The following is a 22,515-nucleotide window of genomic DNA, read 5'->3' as shown; positions in this document are numbered from 1 at the left end:
GCCCTCACCGACAGTCACGGATCGGGAGCCATGCCAGCGCAAGCCAAGCCCGAAGCCACTGCGCGGACCTCGCCGCCCCTCACCGAGCGGCAGGAGGCCCGGCGCCGGCGGATCCTGCACGCGAGCGCCCAGCTGGCCAGCCGGGGCGGTTTCGACGCGGTGCAGATGCGGGAGGTCGCGGAGTCCTCGCAGGTCGCGCTCGGCACGCTGTACCGGTACTTCCCGTCCAAGGTGCATCTGCTGGTGGCCACGATGCAGGACCAGTTGGAGCACATGCACGGCACGCTGCGGAAGAAGCCCCCGGGCGGTGACACGGCGGCCGAGCGGGTCGCGGAGACCCTGATGCGGGCCTTCCGCGCGCTCCAGCGCGAGCCGCATCTCGCCGACGCGATGGTCCGCGCGCTGACCTTCGCGGACCGCAGCGTCTCCCCCGAGGTCGACCAGGTGTCGAGGCAGACCACGGTGATCATCCTGGACGCGATGGGCCTCGAACACCCCACGCCGGAACAGCTGTCGGCGGTCCGGGTCATCGAGCACACCTGGCACTCGGCGCTCATCACGTGGCTCTCGGGCCGCGCGTCCATCGCACAGGTGAAGATCGACATCGAGACGGTCTGCCGGTTGATCGATCTCACGGAGCCGGGCGGGGCCGGGACCGATGATTCTCACTGAGCCGGGCGGGGCCGGGGGCCGATAATTCCCCCATGGCTGTCATCCACCAGACCTACGTCAGGCCCACCAAACTCGAACTCCTGGCCCCCTGGCTGCCCACCCGCCCCTGGTACCACGGCTCCCCCGAACCGGAGTTGGTGAAGGCCGGCGGGTTCCGGCTCGACGATCCCGAGGGTGAGGTCGGCATCGAGTTCATGGTCGTCACCGACGGCCCGGACGCCTACCTCGTGCCGCTCACCTACCGCGCCGCCCCGCTCCCCGGCGCCGAACACGCCCTCGTCGGCACCATGGAGCACGGCGTCCTCGGCCCGCGCTGGGCCTACGACGGCTGCCACGACCCGGTACTGACCGCGGGGTTGGCGGCGCTCGTCGAGGGGCGCGTGGAGGCGCAGGCGCAGAGCGTCTCCCACACCCCGGACCGCGAGGTCGCCCGCGCCTGGACCGGTGCGGCCCGCGTCCCCGCCCTCGGCGCCCCGACCGACACCGACGGGACCACCGAGTTCGCCGCACCGGACGGCCCTGCCCTGCGACTGCACCGGGTGCTGACTCCCGGCTCCACGGCCCCCGAGGACGCGCTCGGCCAGATCACCGGCGCCTGGACACAGCCCGACGGCTCCCGGGTCCGAGCGCCGTTCGCCGTGCTCCAGCAAGGGAGCCGGTGAGCAGGCCGTAGGGGTTGGTCTCCTCGCCGCGGGCGGAGGCGGTGCGGGGCCGTGCCGTGCAGGTCCGGCCGCGGGCGCTCATGCGGGCGGCGACGGCTCGTTCCTCGTGGTCGTGCAGGCGTAAGGCGTCGGCGTACGTGGACGCGGTGGCGCCCGGCAGGGGACGGACGTCGGATGCCTCGGGCCCGCGGGCCGGCTGCTCACCCCCGTGAAGCAGCCGGCCGCGGACAGTACGAGGAGCAACGCGAGCAGTGTCCGCCCGCGCCGTGGTTGGGCTCACACCCGCCAGTCGTCGGAGGCGACGTTGTGCCGGTACACGGTGTTCGCCGGCGGGCCGTTGCAGTAGTTCTCGGCGAGGATGCAGCTGGACCCCGTGCAGCCGGTGGCGGCCAGGGCCACGCCTCCCAGAGCGATGCCGGCCTCGGCCAGGATCCGCTTCATACTCTGTGTTCCTCCATCGCCCGGGGGAGCTTCCCACAGGACCAAGTCAGCTGTGGCGCAAGCGAGTTGCCGTGTCCAAGGTGGCGGAGGGAGGTGGCCGTGGACCTTGCGTAAACCTTGTCCCGCGGGTGGGCAGATGGTTGGGTGCGCGGTGGAGAACCTGTGAAGCGCGTGGGGTGGGGCTGTGGAGACAGGCGTGAGGGGATTTCGGCTGCTGGGGCCCGTGGAGTTATGGGTGGCGGGCCGTCCGGTCGATCTGGGCCCCGCCAAGCGGCGTACGGTCCTGGCGGCGCTGCTGGTGGACGCGGGCCGCTGGGTGCCGGCCGAGACCCTGATCGACCGGGTGTGGGGCGAGGACCCGCCCGCGCAGGTGCGCGGCACGTTGTACGCCCATGTCGCGCGTATCCGCCGGGTCCTGGCGGAGAACGGGCCAGGGCTCCACGGCGGTGCGGGCATCCCGTCCACGGCGTCGGAGGGCGACGAGTGCGACACCGAAGTCCCCTCCCCCGCACCGGAGTTGGTACGCGGCCCGGCGGGCTACCGGCTGGACATGGCGCCGGACCTGGTCGACGTGCACCGCTTCCGGAACCTGATCACGCGGGCCCGCCGGACCAAAGGCTCCGACGGGGCACGGGTGTTGACGCTGCGGGAGGCGATGGGCCTGTGGCAGGGCACGCCGTTGGCCGGGCTGCCCGGTGAGTGGGCGGCGCGGACCCGGGAGAGCTGGCTGCGTCAGTACGTCGACGCCGTGCTCGCCTGGGCGGAGGCCGAACTCCGGGTCGGTGGGCACCTGGTGGTGGTCGACACGCTGTCCGTCCTCGTCGCCGAGCACCCGCTGGTCGAGCCGCTCGCAGTGACGCTGATCCGGGCGCTGGACGCCGCCGGGCGCGCCCCGGAGGCACTCGCCTGCTACGGCGCCCTCCGCAAGCGGCTGGCCGACGAACTCGGCACGACTCCGGGGGCGGAGGCCCAGCGGGCACACCAGGCGGTCCTGCGCGAAAAGGCCGCCCCGCGCCGGCCGTCGGGGACCGGCACCGGGCGCGCCAAGGCTGTCGTACCCGCTCAACTCCCCCTGGATGTCGCCGGGTTCACGGGTCGCGAGGAGGAACTGGCCCGGCTGGAGAAGGTCTTGGGGGCGAGCGCGCAGCGGCCCACCGCCGTCGTGGTGTCGGCGGTGTCCGGGACGGCGGGCGTGGGCAAGACCGCCCTGGCCGTGCACTGGGCGCACCGGGTACGGGACCGGTTCCCGGACGGCCAGTTGTATGTGAACCTGCGCGGCTACGACCCCGGCCGCCCGATGACCGCCCCCGACGCCCTGATCCGGTTCCTGACCGCGCTCGGGGTGTCCGAACAGGACATCCCGCCGGAGCCGGACGACCGGGCGGCGCGCTACCGCACCGAGGTCGCGGACCGGCGGATGCTGATCGTGCTGGACAACGCCGCGACCGTGGAGCAGGTCCGTCCGCTGCTGCCCGGCACCGGTTCCTGCGCGGTGCTGGTGACCAGCCGCGACAGCCTGGCCGGGCTGGTCGCGCGGGAGGGCGCCCAGCGTCTCGACCTCGACCCGCTGCCCGCCGACGCGGCCCGGACGCTCCTGCGCCGGCTCATCGGACCCCGTGCCGAGGCCGAACCCGCCGCCGTGGACACCCTCGCCGCACAGTGCGCCCGACTGCCCCTTGCCCTGCGGGTCGCCGCGGAACTCGCCGCCGCCCGCCCCGGCACCCCGCTGACCGACCTCGTCGCCGAACTCGCCGACCGGCAGGGGCGGTTGTTCCTCCTCGACGCGGAAGGCGACCCCCGGGCCGCCGTAGTCACGGTGTTCTCCTGGTCCCTACGGCAACTGCCCACGGCGGCGGCGCGCACGTTCCGCCTGCTCGGCCTGCCCCCCGGCCCCGACCTCGACGCACACGCGACCGCAGCACTGACCGGCAGCACGGTGCCGGACGCCCGCCGCGCCCTGGAGGTCCTCGCCCGCGCCCATCTGGTGCAGCGCGTGGACACGACCCCCGTACCGACCGGCACGTCCACGCCGGACGCCCCCGCCCAACCCGTCCAGCGCGCAGACACCGCCCCCGCGCGGACCGGCACGCCCACCGCAGACACCCGCCGCACCCTCGACGCCCCCACCCCCACCCACCTGACCCAGCGCGCAGACACCGCCCGGTACGGCATGCACGACCTGCTGCGTGCCTACGCCGCCGGGCTTGCGACGGCCCAGGACCCGCTGGAGGAGCGGGAGTCGGCGCTGGACCGGCTCTTCGACCACTACCTCGCGACCGCGGCCGCCGCGATGGACCAACTCCACCCGGCCGAGGCCCACTTGCGTCCCGCCGCTCCCGAAACCTCGACCCCTGTCCCCGACTTGTCGGATCCGGACGCGGCACGCGCCTGGCTGGACGCCGAGCGCACCTGCCTGACCGCGATGTCCGCGCACACCGCCACCCACGACCGGCCCACGCATGCCGTCCGGCTCTCCCTCACCCTGTACCGGCACCTCATCAGCGGCCACCACACCGACGGCCTCACGATCCACGGCCACGCGCGCGACGCCGCCCGCCTGCTCGAAGACCCGGCGGCCGAGGCCCGCGCCCTGCTCGGTATCGGCACCGCCCACTACCAGCTGGCCCGTCACGAACCGGCCCGCCGCCACCTCCAGGAGGCCCTGACCCGGTTCCGCGAGGCCGACGACCCCACCGGCCAGGCCCGCGCCCTGACCAACCTCGGCCTGGTCGACGAACGCCTGGGCCGCTTCCTGTCCGCCGTCGAGTACCTGGAACAGGCCCTGCTGCTGTACCGAAGTGTCGAGGACACCTCGGGCGAGTCGATCGCGCTGAAGAATCTCGCCCATGTCGAGGGCCAGTTGGGCCGCTACGACGAGTCCGCCGACCACCTCCACCAGTCCCTGGCCCTGCTGCGCCGCGCAGGCAACCGCTACTTGGAGGCCCACGCGCTCATGGACCTCGGCACGGTCGAGACGCGCCTCGACCGCCTCGACGAGGCGGCTCACCACCAGGAACAGGCCCTGGCCCTGCTCAGAGAGGTGGGCGACGGCTACGGCGAGGCCGGGGCCCTGCACGGCCTGGGCATCGTCCACTCCCGCCGCGGCCACCCCACACAGGCCGCCGAATGCCACCGCCAGGCACTCGCCCTCTACTCCCGCAACGGCGACCGCGACGGCGAGGCCAGAGCCCTCAACGGCCTCGGCGAAGCCGCCCGGGCCGCCGGCCACCCCACCGACGCCCTCACCCACCACACCGACGCCCTCACCATCGCCGAGGACATAGGCAACCCGGGCCAACAGGCGCACGCGCACGGTGGATTGGCCGAAGCCCACCTCACACTCGACGACACCGCCCGAGCCGTCCACCACTACGAGCACGCGCTCGCCCTGTACACGGAACACGGGATGCCGGAGGCGGACACGATCAGGAAGCGGCTGGCCGCTGTGGCCCCCGGAATTCGTCCTCCCGGGGCCACCAGCCGCTGAACCAGGGCGAGTTACTCCTCCGGCGGGAACACCGGCTCCCCGCTCCCCAGCAACGTGATCATGATGGCCTCCACCGGGCACCCCTCCGCCGCCGCGAGGATCCGCTCGTTGGCGTCGGTCTCCGGTTCGGCCGGGTGGGACTGCATGGCCGCGTCGAGGTGGAAGCGGTCGGGGGCCTGGTGGGTGCACTGGGCCGAGCCGATGCAGATGGAGCGGTCGACCTCTACCTGCCAGCGGTCGCCCATCGTCCGGTCACCCCTCCCAGCCGGCCGGGAGGTGGATCATCTTGTGTTCGAGGAACTCGGAGTAGCCCTCGGGCCCGAACTCCCGTCCCAGACCGCTGTTCTTGTAGCCGCCGAAGGGGCCGAGCATGTCGAGGCTGAAGGTGTTGACGGAGTAGGTGCCGGTGCGGACCTGGCGGGCGATGTCGATGCCGTGGGCCACGTCTCCCGTCCAGACGCTGCCGCTGAGGCCGTAGTCGGAGTCGTTCGCGATCTTCACGGCCTCCGTCTCGTCGCCGTACGGGAGGAGGCAGATGACCGGGCCGAAGATCTCCTCGCGGGCTATGCGCATGGAGTTGTCGACGTCGCCGAAGAGGGTCGGCTCCACGTACCAGCCGCGGTCCAGGCCAGGTGGACGGCCGCCGCCCGTAAGGATCTTGGCGCCTTCCTCCTGGCCGATGCGGATGTAGTCGAGGTTGCGCTGCTGCTGGCGCTTGGCGACCAACGGGCCTACCTGGGTGGCCGGGTCGAGGGGGTCGCCGACCACCAGCGCGCTCGCCGCCGTCGCGAACGCGTCCGCGAACTCGTCGTAGCGCGAGCGCGGGACCAGGATGCGGGTCTGGGCCACGCACGCCTGGCCGTTGTTCATCCAGGCGGCCGAGACGATGCCGGGCACTGCGGTCGTGATGTCCGCGTCGGGCAGGACGATCGCCGCCGACTTGCCGCCCAACTCCAGTGTCACGCGCGTGAGATGGCGGGCCGCGACCTCCATCACCCGCTTGCCGGCCGGGACCGAACCGGTGAAGGAGACCTTGTCGATGTCGGGGTGTCCGACGAGGTACTCACTGACCTCGCGGTCGGCGGGGAGGATGGACAGGACACCCTCCGGCAGGCCTGCCTCCTTCGCTATCTCGCCCAACAGATAGGCATCCAGGGGTGATTCGGGCGACGGTTTGAGGATCGCCGTGCAGCCGGTGAGCAGCGCGGGCGCGAGCTTGGCGGCGGCCACGAACTGCGGGACGTTCCACGGGACTACGGCCGCCACGACACCAACTGGCTCCCGGCGGACGAGAATCTGCCCGAGGACTCCGTCCCGCCGCTCCTCGTAGGTGAAGCCCTTCGCGACGGTGATCGCCGCGTCCCACACCATCATCGCGCCGAGGGCCTGCCCGAGGATGCTCCAGGAGTACGGCGACCCGTTCTCGGAGGAGATGACGCGGCCGATCTCCTCGTACCGGGCGGCGATCGCGTCCTTGATGCGGGTGACGACCGCGATCCGTTCGTCGAGGGTCATGCGCGGCCAGGGCCCCTCGTCGAAGGCGCGGCGGGCGACCGCGACCGCCCGGTCCACGTCCGCCGTGGACGCGTGCGGGACGCGTCCGATGACCTCCTCGGTGTGCGGGGAGATCACCTCGATGACGTCCTTGCCCAGGGGATCGGTCAACTCCCCGCCGATGAACAGCTGTCGGTGTTCCACGAGCTCGGTCATGGCCGATTGCCTCCCCGGTACCGCTGTCTGACGATCCATCAGATACGAAGACTGAATACCAGTTCCGGTCGATGGAGTCCACGTATAGTGGCCGGAAGGCGGCGATTGGGGAGTCCATGACGTCCATGGGGCAGGTCCACGACCACGGCGGCGGCGTCCGCTCCATCGAAGTCCCCATCCCCGACAACCCACTTGGGACCACGCTCGTCTACCTCGTCGACACCGATCGCGGACCGGTCCTGGTCGACACGGGCTGGGACGACCCGGCCTCCTGGGACACCCTGGTCCAGGGGCTGTCGGCCTGCGGGACATCGGTCGGCGAGGTCCACGGCGTGCTCATCACCCACCACCACCCCGACCACCACGGCCTGTCCGGGCGGGTGCGCGAGGCGTCCGGCGCGTGGCTCGCGATGCACGCGGCGGACACGGCGATCGTCCGGCGGGCCCGTTCGACCGAACCGGGCCGCTGGCTGGCGTACATGACCGCGAAGCTCACGGCGGCCGGTGCCCCCGAGGAACACCTCGCGCCTCTGCGCGCCGCCCGCCCGCGCAGTGTGCCGGGCCTGGCGCCCGCCCTGCCCGACCGCGAGATCGTCCCCGGCGAACTCCTCGACCTGGCCGGGCGTCGACTGCGCGCGATCTGGACCCCGGGCCACACCCCCGGACACGTCTGCCTGCACCTGGAGGAGAGCCACCCGGCCCAACTCCCGGGCCACGGACGCCTGTTCTCCGGCGACCACCTGCTCCCCGAGATCACCCCGCACATCGGCCTGTACGAGGACCCGGACGACGACACGCTCCCCGATCCGCTCGGCGACTACCTCGACTCGCTGGAGCGGATCGGGCGGCTGGGCGCGGCGGAGGTGCTCCCGGCCCACCAGCACACCTTCACCGACGCGGCCGGTCGTGTGAGGGAGTTGCTCGCCCACCACGAGGACCGCCTGGCCGACCTCCTCTCCCTCCTCTCCGAACCCCTCACGCCCTGGCAGGTCGCCGAGCGGATGGAGTGGAACCGCCCCTGGTCCCAAATCCCGTACCAGTCAAGGAACATCGCGGTCTCGGAGGCCGAGGCGCACCTCCGCCGACTGGTCAAACTGGGCCAGGCGGAGGAGATGACGGGGAGCGAACCGGTGACGTACGTGGCGGTGTAGTCGGTTCGGCCGCGGGGGTAATTCGGTCGTGGCGCGACGGGTACAGCTGGTACCAACGACCGCATGGACCTTGACCCCTTGCAACGCCTCCTCGCCGAACGCGCCTGTGAGCGCGTGATCCTGGACTTCGTCCGCCGCCTCGATCTCGGTGAACCCTCCTCCGTCGCCGAGTTGTTCACGGAGGACGGCGCCTGGGAGTGGCCGGACGGCGAGCGGCGGGTCGAGGGGCGGGGGGCGTTGCGGAAGTACTTCGGTTCGCGTCCCGCCGGGCGGCTCTCGCGGCGGCTGATGTCGAACGTCCTCGTCAGCCTCACCTCCCCCGACACGGCGATCTCGACGGCGTACTTCACGACGTACCGGATCGACGGCCACCGCGGTGGCACGGTCCCCGCCGGTCCCCCGGTCCAGGTCGGGCACTATGAAGACAACTTCCGGCTGCTGGAAGGGAGTTGGCTGATCGCGACCCGGACCCTGTTCCTGCCGTTCGGCGGCCCCACCCCGCGTCACTGACCCCCGTCACTGACCGCCCGGCCGACTCGTCGCGTACGCGATTCCCTCGTCGTACGACATCGCCAGGCCCTCCCGGTATCCCGTCTCGTACGCGTCGTCGCCGAGGTGTTCGCGGACGCGGAGTTCGCAGGTGCGGCGGGTGGCGATGAGGTCCGGGGAGTCCATCTGGGCGCGGCCGGTGAGTTCCCAGAGGCGGGTGCCGATGCCGAGGAGGCGGGCGGCGCGGTGGGCGTCGCCGGTCGCGACGACGGCGGCGGCCAGGAGGTCGAGGGACATGGCCGCGCCGGCCGTGTTGTGCAGCAGGGCGTGGCCCGCGATCGAGGTGCGGGCGCCGCGCACCGCGGCCGGTGTGTCACCGCGCCCCAGGTCCGCCTGGGCGATCAGGTAGTCGGCGTAGGCCCCGCACCAGTACTCGCCCTGCTTCCGGCTGGCCGTGCGGATCTCGTCGGCGACCTCGCGGCCCCGCCCGTACTCGCCGCGCAGGACGAGCGCGAGGGAGAGCGCGAGCCGGACCTGGAGCTGGGCGGCCCCGAACGCGTCGTCCTGGACGGGGAGTTGGGGTGCGGCGGCGAGGACGTCGATCGCCTCGGCGAGGCGGCCGGTGAGGGCCAGCTGGCCGCCCCTCACGTACACGGCGGCGACCGCGGCGACCGGGGAGCCCTGGTCGCGGGCCGCGTCGGCGCAGCGGACCGCCCAGTTGGCGGCCGCTTCCTGGTCGCCCTGGAGGATGGCGACGGCGCCGCGCGACCACAGGGCGAGGGTGCGGCCGTGGCCGGGTGGCGGGTCGGCGGCGAGGGCCTGGTCGAGGCAGGCCTGGGCCTCGCGGAGGTAGCCGCAGTGCCGCCACAGGAAGCCGACGTGGCCCGCCATCTCCACGGCCGCCGTCCGGTCGGGTTCGGCGAGCGCGCTCTGGACCGCCGCCCGGAAGTTGGCGTGTTCGCTCAGCACGCGCTCGCACCAGGCGACCTGCCGGCCGGTGTTCCACTCGGCGCAGCCCTGCTGGGCGAGGCGTGCGTAGTGCTCGCGGTGGCGGCGGCGTACGGCGCGTTCCTCGCCGAGGGCGTGCAGCCAGTCGGTGCCGTACTCGCGGACGGTGTCGAGCATCCGGTAGCGGGCCGAGATGACGGGGTCGGGCAGCACGATGGACTGCGCGACGAGCCGGGCGAGCAGTCCGGCGATCCGCTCCGGGGCCAACGGGCCGCCCGCGCACACCTGTTGGACGGTCTCCGCGCAGAAGCCGCCGGTGAAGACGGAGAGCCGCGCCCACAGCAGGCGTTCGAGGGGCGCGCAGAGTTCGTGGCTCCAGCCGATGGCGGTGCGCAACGTCTGGTGGCGGGGCGGGCGTTCACCGGGAACGGAGCTCAACAGGTCCAGGGGCGAGGCCAGATCGGAGGGCGAGGGCAGGTCGGCGGGTGAGGGCAGGCGTTCGCCGAGGCGGGCGTGGAGTTGGTCGAGGGTGAGGTCGGCGAGGCGGGCGGCGGCGAGTTCGAGGGCGAGGGGGATGCCGTCGAGGCGCCGGCAGACGGCGGCGGCGAGCGCGCGGCCGGCCACGTCGTCGCCGCCGAGCGGGCGCCCGGCGTCGGCGGCGCGCTCGGCGAACAGGGCGACGGCGTCACCGGTGGGGGCACTCTCGTCGGCGCCGCCGTCCACGGGGAGCGGTTCGAGGTGGAGGACCTCCTCGCCGGGCAGGGCGAGCCGTTCCCGGCTGGTGACGAGGATGCGCAGCTCGGGTGCCCGGGACAGCAGCGCGGCGGCGGCCTTCGCGCAGTCGGCGAGGAGGTGTTCGCAGGAGTCGAGGACGATCAACAGCCGTTTGCGGTGGGCCCATTCGGCGATGACGTCGATCACGGGGCGGGTCGACTGGTCGGCGAGCCGGAGGGTCTCCATGACGGCGAGGTCGACGAGCCCGGGCGTGTGCAAGGGCGACAACTCGGTCAGCCAGACACCGTCGGGATACGCGTCCCGAACCTCCGCCGCCGCACGCAGGGCAAGCCGTGTCTTACCGACCCCACCGACCCCGACCACACTGACCAGCCGCCCCGCCGGACCGCCGTCCGGGTCCAACAGCGCCCGGAGCAGGGCGAGTTCGGCGCGCCGCCCGACGAAACTATGGGTCTCGGGCGGCAGATTCCCGAGGTTCCCGGGGTTCGGGTGAGTCGTGTCCGGCACGAGGCCCAGTGTGTCCGCCCACCACCGACTCCACGCGCGTGTCCCGGAACGCGGTCCACGGCTGCCCGGAATAGTCGCGATACCCACAAAATAGCCGTCCCTTACGACCACTTGCGGGTCACTTTCGACACGTCGTGATCGAGAGCTGATCAACTCCCGGTTGACGCAGGTGAGGAGACGGAAATTCAGCGATCGTCATGGCGTGAACGCGATGGATGGGAGACGCCGAATCCGCAGGACGCCGACGAGAGTCCGCACGGCACGGGCAGGATTCCGCAGGGCACCGGCGGGATTCCTGGCCGGCCCGATGGGCTTTCTCGTGGCCCCTGTCGGCTGCCTGCTCGCGGCCGCCCCGGGGCTGTTGATCGGGCGGGTGCAGCCGATCCTGCCGTTGCTGGCGATCGGGCCGCTGATGGCCGCTACGTTCCTGGGCGCCCGGCGTACGTTCTTCGTCGGTTGCTGGACGATCCTGCTCGCGCTCGCGGCGGGGCTCGGCGCGGGGACGCAGGTGAGTGCCGGGTTCGCCGTCCGGTGGGGTGGGTTACTGCTGGGGTGCGCGTGCAGTGTGTACGCGGCGTGGCAGCGTGGGCGGTTGCGGGAGCGGCTCGCGGAGGCGCGGGAGGTGGCCCGGATCACCCAGGAGGCGATTCTGCGGCCCGTCTCCCGCAGCCTCTCCGGCACGCATGTCTCCACCCGCTACCACTGCGCGAGCCGTGAGTCGTCCGTCGGCGGTGATCTCTACGACCTCGCGGTGACGCCGTACGGCCTGCGTGTGCTGGTCGGGGACGCGCGCGGGCATGGGCTCGACGCGTTGCGTACGGCGTCCGACACGGTCACCGCGTTCCGTGAACTCGCCTACACCGCACCGGATCTGACCACCCTCGCGAGAGGGCTCGACACCCGGCTCTCTCCCCATCTCGCCCCCGAGGACTTCGTCACGGCGGTGCTGGTGGAGTTCGGGCCGGGTGAGGTGCGGCTGGTCAACTGCGGTCATCCGGCGCCTCTTCGCTCCGGACAGCGGCTGGAACTGCTCGAACCCCGGGTGCCCGCACTGCCGTTGGGGCTGCACCCGGAGCCGCGGCAGTACCGGGTCCGGCTCCAGCCCGGTGACCGCCTCCTCCTCTACACGGACGGCCTCACCGAGTCCCGCGCCCCGGACGGCACCCCGTTCGCCCTCCTCACCGAGTCCGCCACGGCCCTGAGCGAGCCGACGCCGGACGCGGCCCTGCACGCCCTGTACGAGCGGCTGCTCGCCCACACCGGCGGGCCGCCCACCGACGATCTGGCGCTCGTGCTGTGCCAGCCGACGGGGGTGCCCGCGCCGGTGCGGGTCTGAGGCCCGACCGGTTCAGCCCAACTTGAGGAGCAGGTCGGTGAGTTCGGCCGGCTTGGTGACCATGCAGTCGTGGCCGGTCTCCAGTTCCCACACCTGTGCCGCCGTGCCGTTGGGCTGGATCGCGGGGACGGGACGGCGTTCGAAGCCCTCCGGTTCGCTGCCCACGCAGTGGATGTGGGTGCGGGGGATCGCGTTCGCGGCGGGGTTGTCCAGGTGGACGGGCTGCTGGAGGCAGAGCGCCGGGTGGTCCGAGACGATCGTGCGCAGCCAGGCGATGTCCGCCGGGTCGGTGACCCCGAACAGGCCACCGGGCGGCGGGAGTTCGGGCAGCGGCGGAATCCGCCAGGGGGTGTCGGACTGCGCGGCCAGGTCGATCAGGACCTGGGTCACGGGCAGGATGTCGGTCGCGCGCTCGCCGTCCACCGGGACCATCGCGTCGAGGTGGACGAGCTGGGCGATCCGGTCCGGGAGTCTGTTGGCGACGGACGAGACGACCAGCCCGGCGTAGCTGTGCCCCACGAGGACCACGTCCGTGAGGTCCTCCTCGGTGATCAGCCCGACGACGTCGTCGACGTGGGTGTCGAGACCCACGTCGGGGCCGAGCAGTCCCGCCTTGTCGCCGTAGCCGGTGAGGGACGGTGCGAACACCCGGTGGCCGGCCGCCGTCAGCAGCGGGACCACCCGGTCCCAGGCCCGCCCGCTGTGCCAGGCGCCGTGTACCAGCAGATATGTGGACATGCTTGTCGCTCCTCGTCGTGGTGGCCCGGGTTGCCGAGCGGTGATGACCGGCGTCTCCGACCGGCCACCGACGACGCTGCCGCCCGCCCCGCACCCCAGCCAGGGCCCCGCCGACCCTGGGGGTGACAGGACCAGGCAGGCCCCCACCCAGCCGCTTTACAGTGAGGAGATGGCCGACGAACCGAATCTGCTGGGCGAGTACGTGCGCGCCCGCCGCGAACTCGTCACGCCCGCACAGGCCGGTATCCCGGTCTTCGGGGTCCGGCGGGTGCCGGGCCTGCGCCGCGAGGAGGTCGCGATGCTGGCCGGCATCAGCGCCGACTACTACCTGCGTCTGGAACAGGGCCGCGACCGCAACCCCTCCGCGCAGGTCCTCGAAGCCATCGCCCGCGTGCTGCGGCTCGACGACACCGCGACGGCCCATCTGCTGCGCCTCGGCGCCGACGGCCCCCGCAGGCAGCGCGCCCGCCCCCAGCGTCGCAGGGAGACGGTCCCGGCGAGCATCACCAAGCTGCTCACGACGCTCCCGCTGCCGGCCCTGGTCGAGGGCCGCTACTTCGACGTCCTCGCCGCCAACACCCTCGCGACCGCCCTGTCACCACGCTTCACGGCGGGCGCCAACCGCCTGCGGTCCCTGTTCCTCGACCCCGCCGAGCAGGCACTCCACCCGCAGTGGGAGAACTCCAGCGGAGGCATCGTCGCCGCCTTCCGCGAGGCGGTCGGCACCGACACCGACGACCCCCGGTTCATCGAGCTGGTCGGTGAACTCTCCCTGGCCAGCCCCCTGTTCAGCCGGCTCTGGGCCCGCCACGACGTCCAGTCCTGCCAGGCCGCGCCCAAGTACCTCGACCACCCCCAGGTCGGCGCCCTCCACCTGAACCGCGAACGCCTGAGCATCGACGGCGCCCCGGGCCGGACCCTCGTCGTCTACCACCCGGACCCGGGCACCGACGCGGCCGACAAGCTCGCCCTCCTGGCCTCCTCCGCCGCTACGACAGAAGGGCGACCGACCGCACCAACTCCTCCGCGACACCGAGCAGTTCGACCTCACGCGCAGTCATCGTCGGATTGACCGCCCGCCTCCTCCGCGCCTCGGCCAGCCCCTCCCCCGTGAGCCCGGAAGGATCCGCGAGCAGCGAGACGAGCATCGCGCGGGCCGGTTCGGCGACCGGCTGATCGTCGTCCACGGCGACCTGGGCGAGGATGATCGCGGAGAGCCCCCAGTCCAGCCCGGGGTCACCGTCCTCCGCCGTGGCCCAGTCGATGACGCGGGGCCCGTCCGGGGTGAGCAGGACGTTCTCCGGGTGCAGGTCGAGGTGCAGCACGCGGGTGCCGGGGCGCCGACCGGGGATCGCGTGCAGCTGCCGTAGCAGAGAAGCGAGCACGGTCCCGGCCTCCACCGCGTCGATCGCACCCGCGACGATCGCCTCCACCATGGTGGGCCCGGTCAGCCGCTCCATCACGAGATCGGTACGTGAGGTACGCGAGGTGCCCGGGTCCTCCGTGCGCACCCGGGGCACGGGATAGCCGTAGGCCCGCACACGTTCCATCACCGCACCCTCGGCCGCCGCGTCCCCCCAGTCCTCGCGATTGCGGCGCAGCACCCACGCCTCGTCGATCTCGTAGACGTCGGCGGTACGGCCGGAGCCGATCAGCTTCCCCGTGGCTGGCATGGCCAGAAATCTAACCCCTGCGTGAGGCGCCGCGCACCGGCCGTCACAGAGGTGGTGAAGCGGCCCACATGACCCATGTCACGAACTACTGGGATTAGTAGTGTTTAGGCATGTCATGTACGCGCCCCAAACACCCTTTGACCTGGGGTTTGAGAGCCACGTCACACAGTTCATCTTTCACCCACATGCGACCACAACTAGTAAAAGGGGTCTTTGCGGACACGGATCGAGAGTGTTTCTCTGGAGCAGTCGCACGGCGCCGACGAGTCCTCACGGGCCTCGGCGCCGACGCATTGCCCCCGCCGCGCACCGCGTGACACCGGCAGGCGTACGACGCCTCTGTCCCCGAAGAAACAGGTTCTCCGTGTCCGTCTCCCGCATCGTCGCTCGCATCGCCTCCCCGAAGAAGGCCCTGACCGCCGCCGCTCTGGCCGCCGCCACCACCGGTCTCGTGCTGACCTCGGCTCCCGCCCAGGCCGCGACGACCTCCGCCTCCTCCGCTCAGTCGATCGCGCACAAGATGATCCCGAGCGCCGCGCAGTACAACGCGTTCAGCAAGATCGTCGAGCACGAGAGCGGCTGGAACGTCACTGCCACGAACTCCTCCTCCGGCGCCTACGGCCTGGTCCAGGCCCTCCCGGGCTCGAAGATGGCCTCGGCCGGCTCCGACTGGAAGACCAACGCCGCCACCCAGATCAAGTGGGGCCTGGACTACATGAACTCCCGCTACGGCAGCCCGACGGCCGCCTGGAGCTTCTGGCAGTCCAACGGCTGGTACTGATCACCAGCCCCACACACGCACCACACAGCGGCGGTCCCCGGCACACCGGGGGCCGCCGCTACATTGCGTTCATGGCCGAGAACACACCACCCCAGTCCTACGACCGTGAAGCTCGCGGAGTCCGGCTGGTGGCCGTGCTGCTGGGCCTGACCGTGGTCAGCGGGCTCATCGACGCCGTCAGTTATCTGGGCCTCGGGCATGTCTTCGTGGCGAACATGACCGGCAATGTGGTGGTGCTGGGCTTCGCCGCCGCCGGGGCGCCCGGGTTCTCGGTGCTCCACAACCTCACCTCGCTCGGCGCCTTTCTCGTGGGCGTGGTGGCCGGTGGCCGGATCTCGGTGCGGATGGACACCGGGTCGCGGCGCAAGTGGGCCCGGGTGAGTCTCGGCGCGGAGGCGGTGCTGGTGGGTGTGGCGGCCGTCATCGCCTTCGCCTCACCGGGGGACCATGCCACCGCCTACCCCCTCATCGCCCTCACCGCCTTCGCGATGGGGCTGCGCAACGCGGCGGTCCGCACGCTCAAGGTCACCGACATCTCGACCACCACGGTCCTGACGTCGACCCTGACCGCACTGGTCGCCGACTCGGTCGCGGGCAACGGCTGGGGCCCCGGTTCGCTCCGCCGGGGCCTCGCGGTCGTCGGCATGATCGCGGGCGCGTTCCTGGGCGCCTGGCTCACTCTGCACCACGGCCTGCGCTACCCACTCCTGCTCGCGGCCCTGGCCGCCGGAGTGTTCGCGATGACCGCATCTGGCCGGGAGTAGCCCAAAGGCCGGTCAAGAGGGCAGAATTCGTGCGTCTGAGTCCCACGATCAAGAGGATCGATCACGCATGATCACGCTCACGAAGGAAGACGGTCCGGCGGATCTGGACGGAGTGACCCATCTGGAGATCGGGGCGTCCTGGGACCCGACCGTCGGCAGCAGCGGCGGCTTCGTCGGGAAGCTGCGCCAGAAGGCCGGTACGGACCTCGACCTGATCGCCATCGCGATGCAGGGCCAGGACCCGGTACGGCTCGCGGGACTCGACTCCGTGGACCCGCTGGGCAACGGCTCGCTGGTGCACAGCGGTGACAACCAGACCGGCAAGGGCGAGGGCGACGACGAGACGGTGACCGTCGACCTCGCGCGGATACCCGGCAACATCTCGTCGATCGTCTTCGTCGCCGCCGCCTACAAGAAGGGCAGTTCCTTCCGGAAGGCCCGCAACATCGCCTTCAAGGTCTACGACGCGACGGGCGGCAGCACCCAGCAGGTGGCCGAGATCTGGCCCAACCTGCTCAGCGACCACAACGGCTGCGCGGTCGCCAAGGCGATCCGCGAGGGCGGGAGTTGGAAGCTCCAGGTCATCAATGAGACCGGCAACATCAAGCAGGGGGACGAGCGGGAGCTCATGAAGTTCGCCGTACGGAAGTAAGCGACAGCCTTGCGGACATGAGCAGGGGACGGGCCGGCGGCGCCGGGATGCCGCCGGCCCGAGCTGTGAGGTCGACCGGGGTCACCTCAACCGGCGGTCACCTGAAGCTCTTTGACCCCGTTGATCCACGCGGAACGCAGCCGGCGCGGGTCGCCCGTCAGCGTCAGGTCGGGCATCGCGTCCGCGATCGCGTTGAAGATCAGGTCGATTTCGAGAACCGCCAGGGACTTGCCGAGGCAGTAGTGCGGGCCTCCGCCGCCGAAGCCCAGGTGCGGGTTCGGGTCGCGCATGACGTCGAACCGGTCCGGGTTCTCGAAGACTTCGGGGTCGTGGTTGGCGGAGGCGTAGAAGATGCCGACGCGGTCGCCCTTTTTGATCGACTTGCCGCCCAGTTCGGTGTCCTGGGTCGCCGTGCGCTGGAAGGCGTTGACCGGGGTCGCCCAGCGGACGATCTCCTCGGCGGCGGTCGACGGGCGCTCCCGCTTGTACAGCTCCCACTGCTCGGGGTGGGTGAGGAACGCGTGCATGCCGTGGGTGATGGCGTTGCGGGTGGTCTCATTTCCGGCCACCGAGAGCATCAGCACGAAGAAGCCGAACTCGTCGGAGTTCAGGTTGCCCTCGTCCTCGGCGGCGACCAGGGTGCTGACGATGTCGTGGGCCGGGCACTGCTTGCGCTCGGCGGCCATTCCCATGGCGTAGGCGATGAGTTCGGCGGCTGACTCGGCGCCGACCTGCTCCGTGATGGCGTACTCGGGATCGTCGTACGCGATCATCTTGTTGGACCACTCGAAGATCTTGACGCGGTCCTCCTGCGGGATGCCGATGAGTTCGGCGATGGCCTGGAGGGGCAGTTCGCAGGCGACCTCGGTGACGAAGTCGAAGGGGCCGGAGTGGGCGCGGGCGCCCGCCACGATCGAGTGGGCCCGGTCACGCAGGCGTTCCTCCAGGGCGCGGATCGCCCTTGGGGTGAAGCCGCGTTGGACGATCTGGCGGACGCGGGTGTGCTCGGGCGGGTCCATGTTGAGCAGGATCAGCCGCTGGACGTCGATCGACTCGCGGGTCATGTGCTCGCCGAAGCGGATGATCGCGGTGTTGAGGGTCGAGGAGAAGAGCTCCGGGTGCGTGGAGACGTACCGGACGTCGGCGTGCCGGGTCACGGCCCAGTAGCCCTCGTCCTGGAACCCCGCGATGTTGAGGGGCTGCGGTATCCAGCGCACCGGCTCGGCCGCGCGCAGTTCGGCGAACTCCGGTAGCGGGACGCGGTGGTGGAGCAGGTCCGGGTCGGTGAAGTCGAACCCGTCGGGGAGAGCTGGACAGGGCATGAGTGACTCCGGCTGAGTACCGATGGCTTCTGACGGTCCATCAGGAACGTAGGACGCCCGTGAAGGTAATAACGGGTTCTACAAGTCGCAAGAGGCATGGCGAGTCGAATTCCCTGCACGACCCTTGCGGTTGTGGACGGCCTGTCAGCAGACTGCACACAGAACTAGAACGCGTACTAGTTTGCGTGGCGGGTGGCCGGGACGCCCGCGCCGCGCGGTGTACGAGGAGAGGACGTGTCCCATGGTCGCGGAACCCGTCATCGTGGAAGCCGTACGCACCCCCATCGGCAAGCGCGGCGGAGCGCTCGCCAACCTCCATCCCGCCTATCTCCTGGGCGAGACCTACCGTGAACTCCTAGGACGCACCGGCATTCACGCCGACTGCGTCGAGCAGGTCGTCGGCGGCACGGTGACCCACGCCGGCGAACAGTCCATGAACCCCGCGCGCAACGCCTGGCTGGCCATGGGCCTGCCGTACGAGACGGCGGCCACGACGGTCGACTGTCAGTGCGGCTCCTCGCAGCAGGCCTCGCACATGACCGCCAACATGATCGCGGCGGGCGTCATCGACGTCGGGATCAGCTGTGGCGTCGAGGCGATGTCACGGGTGCCGCTGGGGTCGGGGTCGAAGCACGGGCCGGGGAAGCCGTTCCCGGACGAGTGGAACGTCGACCTGCCCAACCAGTTCGAGGCCGCCGAACGCATCGCCCGCAACCGGCAGTTGACCCGCGAGAACGTCGACTCGCTCGGCCTCATCTCGCAGGAGCGGGCGTCCATCGCCTGGTCCGAGGAACGCTTCAAGAAGGAGACGTTCGCCGTCCAGGTGCCGACGACGGAGGACGAACAGCGCGCGGGCCACGGCATGTGGCGACTGGTCGACCGCGACGAGGGCCTGCGCGACACGTCGATGGAGGCGCTGGCGCGACTGAAGCCGGTCATGCCGACGGCCGTCCACACGGCGGGCAACTCCTCGCAGATCAGCGACGGCGCCTCGGCGATCATGTGGGCGTCGAAGCGGATGGCGCGGGCGCTGAAGCTGCGGCCCCGGGCGCGGATAGTGGCTCAGGCGCTGGTTGGATCGGACCCGCACTACCACCTCGACGGGCCGATCGACGCGACGCGTGCCGTGCTCGGCAAGGCGGGCATGACGCTCAAGGACATCGACATCGTCGAGATCAACGAGGCGTTCGCCTCAGTGGTGTTGAGCTGGGCGCAGGTCTTCGAACAGGACCTGGAGAAGGTCAACGTGAACGGCGGTGCGATCGCCCTCGGCCATCCAGTCGGTGCGACAGGCGCCCGCCTGATCACCACGGCCCTTCACGAACTGGAGCGCTCCGACAAGGAGTTCGCGCTGATCACGATGTGCGCGGGCGGGGCGCTGGCGACGGGCACGATCATTCAGCGTCTGTAGCAAGCCAGTTGTCGGGGTGCAGGTGCTCCTCGGCGCAGGCGCGGAAGGCCGCGAGGAGTGGGCGGCGCTCCTCGCCCGCACGGACGGCCAACACGACCGGGACCGGGGCCACGCCGTCGATCGGGACCGTCGTCAGATCGAGCCGCAGGCCCTTTCTGACGGCGCCCGCCGGAACGATCGCCACCGCCTCGCCCGCCGCGATGACTTCGAGCTTGTCCTCCAGCTCCCGGACGAACGGCCCGTCCGGCGCGGGGCGGCCGTCCGGGCGGGGGTCGACGCGCCAGAACGCGTTGAACTCCTCGTCGGGGAACCGGGGTACGGGCTCGTCGGCGATGTCGTCGATGCTGACGCGCTCCTTGCCGGCCAGCCGGTGACCGACCGGCATCAGCAGCATCCGGGGCTCCTCGCAGAGGACGCTGACGCTCAACCCCTCGGTGGCGAAGGGGAGTCGGCCCACCACCACGTCGACCCGGTGCTCCAGCAGGGCGGACGGCAGCTCGCCCCAGCCGAGGAAGCGGCTGTGCACGTCGGCCTCCGGGTGCCCGGCGCGCAGGGCGCGCACGGCCGGGGTGATGATGAGCCCGGTCATGAACCCGATGACGACCCGGCTGGGCTGCGCGACCTCCCGCACCACGGCCGCCGCCTCCTCCGCCGACCGCAACAGCGCGTGGGCCCGGGGCAGGAACGCCCGCCCCGCTTCGGTGAGTTGAGTGCCCTGCGTGGCCCGGTCGAAGAGCTGGACGCCCAACTCGCCCTCCAGGCGCCGGACATGACGACTGAGGGACGGCTGCGCGAGATGCAGGACGGCCGCCGCCCGGCCGAAGTGCAGTTCCTCGGCGACGACGGTGAAGCAGCGGACGAGGCGCAGGTCCAGGTCACTCATACATTGACTCTACGACGGTACGAGCTGCGCTGATACCGGAAATGAATCACGTGTTCCGGAGCCGGTCTTGGACGGGCGGGGTGCGGCGGGCGCAGGCTGAAGGCACACCGAATTTTCCGACCCGACTTAGATCTGGGTGATTTCGTCATGCGTGTTTTCGTCACCGGAGCGACCGGATTCGTGGGCAGCGCGGTCGTCCGCGAACTGCTCGCCAACGGCCACCAAGTGCTGGGCCTGGCGCGTTCCGACGCGTCGGCCGAACGGCTCGCGGCGACCGGGGCGGAGGTGCACCGGGGTTCGCTGGAGGACCTCGACGCGCTCCGCGCGGGCGCGTCAGCGTCCGACGGTGTGATCCACACCGGTTTCATCCACGACTTCTCGAACTACGCCGCGTGCGTGGCGATCGACCTGAGCGCGGTGCGGGCCCTCACGGAGACCCTCGCCGGCTCTGACCGCCCGCTCGTCATCAGCTCCGTGATGAGCCACGGCCGGACAGAGGACGACGTACCCGACCCCACCGCCCGCCCCGACCTGGTCCGCCTCCCGGCCGAGGTGACCGCCCTGACGGCGGCGGCACGGGGCGTCCGTTCGTCGGTCATCCGGCTGCCGCAGGTGCACGGCGAGGGCGATCACGCCTTCGTCCCCGGCGTCATCGAGATCGCCCGCACCAAGGGCGTCTCCGCCTACCCCGGCGAGGGCACGAACGCCTGGGCCGCCGTCCATCGCGACGACGCGGCGGTCCTCTTCCGGCTGGCCCTGGAGAACGCCCCGGCGGGCACGGTCCTGCACGCGGTCGACGACGAGGGCGTCCCCGTACGGGAGATCGCCGAGGTCATCGGCAAGCGGCTGGACCTACCGGTGAAGAGCGTGCCGGTCGAGGAGGCCGGGGCCCACTTCGGCTGGCTGGGCCACTTCTACGCGTCCGACCTGGTCGGCACGAGCACGGTGACCCGGGAACGGTTCGGCTGGACCCCGACCCGGATCGGTCTGCTCGCGGACCTCGACCACGACTACTACTTCGAGGTCAACCAGCCGTCGTAGCGGACCAGTTGACGAAGGTCGTGAACGCGGCGGGGCCGAGGGTGAGGATCGGCCCCGCCGGGGTCTTGGAGTCGCGGATGGCGAGAGTGGTGGGGGTGGAGGAGGTGGGGCAGGCGGTTTCGGCGATCTCTAGGCAGTTGCCGCCCTGGTCGCTGCTGTACGAGGACTTGCGCCAGGCGAGCGGGCCGAGCGGCGCGCACTCGACGCACTGCCCGCCCTGGTCACTGCTGTAGCTGGACTTCCGCCACTGAGTCGCCTTCGGCATCGCGTTGTTCCCCATAACGTTCCTCCATCACGCGCCGGATCAGCTCCGCCGAGTCCCTGAGGGACAGGGCGGCGGCCTGCAGATGATCGTAACGGAGCGAACAGTCCTTGACAGTGTCTGGGTTAGCCGTGGGATGCGCGCTTCCGTAGCCCTCGGTGTAGACGATGGGCGGGTCGCTCGGGAAGCGGTAGAGGTCATACGAGCCTGTCAGTCCCGCGTGCGCTCCGGCCGAGTGCGGCAGGATCTGGATGTTGATCCGAGGATCGTCCTCATAGGTCAACAGGCGGGCCAGTTGGTTCCTCATGGTCTGTCGGCCGCCGATCTCCAGATGCAGCGCGGCCTCGCTCAGGATCGCCCAGAAGACCGGCGGCTCGCTCTTCTCGAAGATGCGCTGACGAGCCATGCGTACGGCGGTCCGGTCGTCCAGGTTGCTCTTGTCCAGCGTGCCGAGCACGGCGCGGGCGTACTCCTCGGTCTGGAGGAGACCGTGGATCATCTGCGCCTCGAAGGAGCAGATGTCGACGGCCCGCGCCTGCAGTTCGGCAACTTGCTGGAACCACGCGGGGAGTTGGCTGCGCAGCACCAGGTCGAGCAACCGGGTCAGCAACCCACCCGTGTCGAGCGCGGCGTCCACCTGCCTGCTGAACTCCAGCGTGGGGAGCTTCTTCGCCGTCTCGATCTGGCCGATCAGTGACCCGGTGTAGTTGATGATGACGCCGAGCTGCCGTTGCGTGAGACCGGCCGCTTCTCGATAGCGGCGCAACTCGTAGCCGTAGTAGTCCAGCGGCGAAGCCCCTGGATCAAGCGTGGCGATGTGCACGCGAAGCCCCCTGTCTCCGTCTCCCGA

22 protein-coding genes are annotated in these 22,515 nt (G+C 71.2%); 12 read left to right on the top strand and 10 right to left on the bottom strand.

Annotated features, from left to right (window positions below; genetic code table 11):
- Window positions 1–30 precede the first annotated feature (30 nt).
- Complete coding sequence (locus tag OG504_RS36755; RefSeq protein ID WP_405993649.1) at window positions 31–672, top strand: TetR family transcriptional regulator; 642 nt, start codon at window positions 31–33, stop codon at window positions 670–672.
- 32 nt (window positions 673–704) lie between these two features.
- Window positions 705–1,334, top strand: a complete 630-nt coding sequence (locus tag OG504_RS36750; RefSeq protein WP_405993648.1) for a maltokinase N-terminal cap-like domain-containing protein — start codon at window positions 705–707, stop codon at window positions 1,332–1,334.
- Window positions 1,335–1,610: 276 nt separating this feature from the next.
- Here OG504_RS36750 and OG504_RS36745 read toward each other — a convergent pair whose 3' ends face one another.
- Window positions 1,611–1,775: a hypothetical protein gene (locus OG504_RS36745; protein WP_405993647.1), complete on the bottom strand. Its 165-nt coding sequence runs from the start codon at window positions 1,773–1,775 to the stop codon at window positions 1,611–1,613.
- 235 nt (window positions 1,776–2,010) lie between these two features.
- On the opposite strand from OG504_RS36745, the gene OG504_RS36740 reads away from it, so the two are divergent.
- Window positions 2,011–5,262 (top strand): AfsR/SARP family transcriptional regulator, encoded by a 3,252-nt coding sequence (locus OG504_RS36740; protein ID WP_405993646.1) that lies wholly within the window; start codon window positions 2,011–2,013, stop codon window positions 5,260–5,262.
- Window positions 5,263–5,273: 11 nt separating this feature from the next.
- Here the strand turns inward: OG504_RS36740 and OG504_RS36735 are convergent, their stop codons facing one another.
- On the bottom strand, window positions 5,274–5,507 hold the full coding sequence (locus OG504_RS36735) for a ferredoxin (RefSeq protein WP_033281857.1): 234 nt from the start codon (window positions 5,505–5,507) through the stop codon (window positions 5,274–5,276).
- Between the two features lie 7 nt (window positions 5,508–5,514).
- On the bottom strand, window positions 5,515–6,972 hold the full coding sequence (locus tag OG504_RS36730) for an aldehyde dehydrogenase (RefSeq protein ID WP_405993645.1): 1,458 nt from the start codon (window positions 6,970–6,972) through the stop codon (window positions 5,515–5,517).
- A gap of 125 nt (window positions 6,973–7,097) precedes the next feature.
- On the opposite strand from OG504_RS36730, the gene OG504_RS36725 reads away from it, so the two are divergent.
- Together OG504_RS36725 and OG504_RS36720 are read left to right on the top strand one after the other, a co-directional pair.
- On the top strand, window positions 7,098–8,123 hold the full coding sequence (locus tag OG504_RS36725; protein WP_405996536.1) for an MBL fold metallo-hydrolase: 1,026 nt from the start codon (window positions 7,098–7,100) through the stop codon (window positions 8,121–8,123).
- 63 nt (window positions 8,124–8,186) lie between these two features.
- Entirely contained in the window at window positions 8,187–8,633 is a 447-nt protein-coding gene (locus OG504_RS36720) for a nuclear transport factor 2 family protein (protein ID WP_405993644.1), read from the top strand.
- A gap of 6 nt (window positions 8,634–8,639) precedes the next feature.
- On the opposite strand, the gene OG504_RS36715 is transcribed toward OG504_RS36720, so the two are convergent.
- Window positions 8,640–10,802, bottom strand: a complete 2,163-nt coding sequence (locus OG504_RS36715) for an ATP-binding protein (RefSeq protein ID WP_405993643.1) — start codon at window positions 10,800–10,802, stop codon at window positions 8,640–8,642.
- A gap of 307 nt (window positions 10,803–11,109) precedes the next feature.
- Between OG504_RS36715 and OG504_RS36710 the strand changes: the two genes are divergently transcribed.
- Window positions 11,110–12,138 (top strand): PP2C family protein-serine/threonine phosphatase, encoded by a 1,029-nt coding sequence (locus tag OG504_RS36710; protein ID WP_405993642.1) that lies wholly within the window; start codon window positions 11,110–11,112, stop codon window positions 12,136–12,138.
- Between the two features lie 12 nt (window positions 12,139–12,150).
- On the opposite strand, the gene OG504_RS36705 is transcribed toward OG504_RS36710, so the two are convergent.
- On the bottom strand, window positions 12,151–12,876 hold the full coding sequence (locus OG504_RS36705; RefSeq protein ID WP_405993641.1) for an alpha/beta fold hydrolase: 726 nt from the start codon (window positions 12,874–12,876) through the stop codon (window positions 12,151–12,153).
- A 169-nt stretch (window positions 12,877–13,045) separates the two neighbouring features.
- Between OG504_RS36705 and OG504_RS36700 the strand changes: the two genes are divergently transcribed.
- Entirely contained in the window at window positions 13,046–13,948 is a 903-nt protein-coding gene (locus tag OG504_RS36700; protein WP_405993640.1) for a helix-turn-helix domain-containing protein, read from the top strand.
- Here OG504_RS36700 and OG504_RS36695 read toward each other — a convergent pair.
- Window positions 13,866–14,549, bottom strand: coding sequence for a phosphotransferase (locus OG504_RS36695; protein ID WP_405993639.1), 684 nt, complete (start codon window positions 14,547–14,549; stop codon window positions 13,866–13,868). The two genes, OG504_RS36700 and OG504_RS36695, sit on opposite strands and share 83 nt — an antisense overlap.
- 364 nt (window positions 14,550–14,913) lie before the next feature.
- On the opposite strand from OG504_RS36695, the gene OG504_RS36690 reads away from it, so the two are divergent.
- The 3 genes from OG504_RS36690 (at window position 14,914) to OG504_RS36680 (ending at window position 16,746) form a co-directional block, all read left to right on the top strand.
- The gene (locus OG504_RS36690) at window positions 14,914–15,330 is read left to right on the top strand and encodes a transglycosylase SLT domain-containing protein (RefSeq protein ID WP_329248674.1); all 417 of its coding nucleotides are present in this window, start codon (window positions 14,914–14,916) and stop codon (window positions 15,328–15,330) included.
- Window positions 15,331–15,401: 71 nt separating this feature from the next.
- Window positions 15,402–16,094, top strand: a complete 693-nt coding sequence (locus tag OG504_RS36685; protein ID WP_405993638.1) for a YoaK family protein — start codon at window positions 15,402–15,404, stop codon at window positions 16,092–16,094.
- Between the two features lie 67 nt (window positions 16,095–16,161).
- Window positions 16,162–16,746 carry a TerD family protein gene (locus tag OG504_RS36680; RefSeq protein WP_318016048.1) on the top strand — a complete coding sequence of 195 codons (585 nt, stop codon included), beginning with the start codon at window positions 16,162–16,164 and terminating at the stop codon, window positions 16,744–16,746.
- Window positions 16,747–16,832: 86 nt separating this feature from the next.
- On the opposite strand, the gene OG504_RS36675 is transcribed toward OG504_RS36680, so the two are convergent.
- A complete protein-coding gene (locus tag OG504_RS36675; protein WP_405993637.1) occupies window positions 16,833–18,068 on the bottom strand; it encodes a cytochrome P450 in 1,236 nt (411 codons plus the stop codon).
- Window positions 18,069–18,309: 241 nt separating this feature from the next.
- On the opposite strand from OG504_RS36675, the gene OG504_RS36670 reads away from it, so the two are divergent.
- A complete protein-coding gene (locus tag OG504_RS36670) occupies window positions 18,310–19,479 on the top strand; it encodes a steroid 3-ketoacyl-CoA thiolase (RefSeq protein ID WP_405993636.1) in 1,170 nt (389 codons plus the stop codon).
- On the opposite strand, the gene OG504_RS36665 is transcribed toward OG504_RS36670, so the two are convergent.
- On the bottom strand, window positions 19,463–20,362 hold the full coding sequence (locus tag OG504_RS36665) for a LysR family transcriptional regulator (RefSeq protein WP_405993635.1): 900 nt from the start codon (window positions 20,360–20,362) through the stop codon (window positions 19,463–19,465). The genes OG504_RS36670 and OG504_RS36665 overlap by 17 nt on opposite strands.
- Before the next feature lie 147 nt (window positions 20,363–20,509).
- Here OG504_RS36665 and OG504_RS36660 point away from each other — a divergent pair, with 147 nt between their 5' ends.
- The gene (locus tag OG504_RS36660) at window positions 20,510–21,403 is read left to right on the top strand and encodes an SDR family oxidoreductase (protein ID WP_405993634.1); all 894 of its coding nucleotides are present in this window, start codon (window positions 20,510–20,512) and stop codon (window positions 21,401–21,403) included.
- On the opposite strand, the gene OG504_RS36655 is transcribed toward OG504_RS36660, so the two are convergent.
- On the bottom strand, window positions 21,387–21,668 hold the full coding sequence (locus OG504_RS36655; RefSeq protein WP_405993633.1) for a DUF397 domain-containing protein: 282 nt from the start codon (window positions 21,666–21,668) through the stop codon (window positions 21,387–21,389). The two genes, OG504_RS36660 and OG504_RS36655, sit on opposite strands and share 17 nt — an antisense overlap.
- Window positions 21,625–22,488 carry a Scr1 family TA system antitoxin-like transcriptional regulator gene (locus OG504_RS36650; RefSeq protein WP_405993632.1) on the bottom strand — a complete coding sequence of 288 codons (864 nt, stop codon included), beginning with the start codon at window positions 22,486–22,488 and terminating at the stop codon, window positions 21,625–21,627. The genes OG504_RS36655 and OG504_RS36650 overlap by 44 nt, the downstream gene beginning before the upstream one ends.
- Window positions 22,489–22,515 lie beyond the last annotated feature (27 nt).

Source organism: Streptomyces sp. NBC_00986 (genome assembly GCF_045162565.1).
GTDB lineage: Bacteria > Actinomycetota > Actinomycetes > Streptomycetales > Streptomycetaceae > Streptomyces.
The sequence above is the reverse complement of the archived record's forward strand: the minus strand, read 5'-3'. Positions and strand labels throughout refer to the sequence as shown.

Excerpts from the sequence above, each read along its gene's own strand:
- OG504_RS36755 (WP_405993649.1), top strand. The coding sequence starts at position 31 with ATGCCAGCGCAAGCCAAGCCCGAAGCCACTGCGCGGACCTCGCCGCCC.
- OG504_RS36750 (WP_405993648.1), top strand. The coding sequence starts at position 705 with ATGGCTGTCATCCACCAGACCTACGTCAGGCCCACCAAACTCGAACTC.
- OG504_RS36745 (WP_405993647.1), bottom strand. The coding sequence starts at position 1,775 with ATGAAGCGGATCCTGGCCGAGGCCGGCATCGCTCTGGGAGGCGTGGCC.
- OG504_RS36735 (WP_033281857.1), bottom strand. The coding sequence starts at position 5,507 with ATGGGCGACCGCTGGCAGGTAGAGGTCGACCGCTCCATCTGCATCGGC.
- OG504_RS36730 (WP_405993645.1), bottom strand. The coding sequence starts at position 6,972 with ATGACCGAGCTCGTGGAACACCGACAGCTGTTCATCGGCGGGGAGTTG.
- OG504_RS36725 (WP_405996536.1), top strand. The coding sequence starts at position 7,098 with ATGGGGCAGGTCCACGACCACGGCGGCGGCGTCCGCTCCATCGAAGTC.
- OG504_RS36720 (WP_405993644.1), top strand. The coding sequence starts at position 8,187 with ATGGACCTTGACCCCTTGCAACGCCTCCTCGCCGAACGCGCCTGTGAG.
- OG504_RS36710 (WP_405993642.1), top strand. The coding sequence starts at position 11,110 with ATGGGCTTTCTCGTGGCCCCTGTCGGCTGCCTGCTCGCGGCCGCCCCG.
- OG504_RS36705 (WP_405993641.1), bottom strand. The coding sequence starts at position 12,876 with ATGTCCACATATCTGCTGGTACACGGCGCCTGGCACAGCGGGCGGGCC.
- OG504_RS36700 (WP_405993640.1), top strand. The coding sequence starts at position 13,046 with ATGGCCGACGAACCGAATCTGCTGGGCGAGTACGTGCGCGCCCGCCGC.
- OG504_RS36695 (WP_405993639.1), bottom strand. The coding sequence starts at position 14,549 with ATGCCAGCCACGGGGAAGCTGATCGGCTCCGGCCGTACCGCCGACGTC.
- OG504_RS36685 (WP_405993638.1), top strand. The coding sequence starts at position 15,402 with ATGGCCGAGAACACACCACCCCAGTCCTACGACCGTGAAGCTCGCGGA.
- OG504_RS36680 (WP_318016048.1), top strand. The coding sequence starts at position 16,162 with ATGATCACGCTCACGAAGGAAGACGGTCCGGCGGATCTGGACGGAGTG.
- OG504_RS36675 (WP_405993637.1), bottom strand. The coding sequence starts at position 18,068 with ATGCCCTGTCCAGCTCTCCCCGACGGGTTCGACTTCACCGACCCGGAC.
- OG504_RS36670 (WP_405993636.1), top strand. The coding sequence starts at position 18,310 with ATGGTCGCGGAACCCGTCATCGTGGAAGCCGTACGCACCCCCATCGGC.
- OG504_RS36665 (WP_405993635.1), bottom strand. The coding sequence starts at position 20,362 with ATGAGTGACCTGGACCTGCGCCTCGTCCGCTGCTTCACCGTCGTCGCC.
- OG504_RS36660 (WP_405993634.1), top strand. The coding sequence starts at position 20,510 with ATGCGTGTTTTCGTCACCGGAGCGACCGGATTCGTGGGCAGCGCGGTC.
- OG504_RS36655 (WP_405993633.1), bottom strand. The coding sequence starts at position 21,668 with ATGCCGAAGGCGACTCAGTGGCGGAAGTCCAGCTACAGCAGTGACCAG.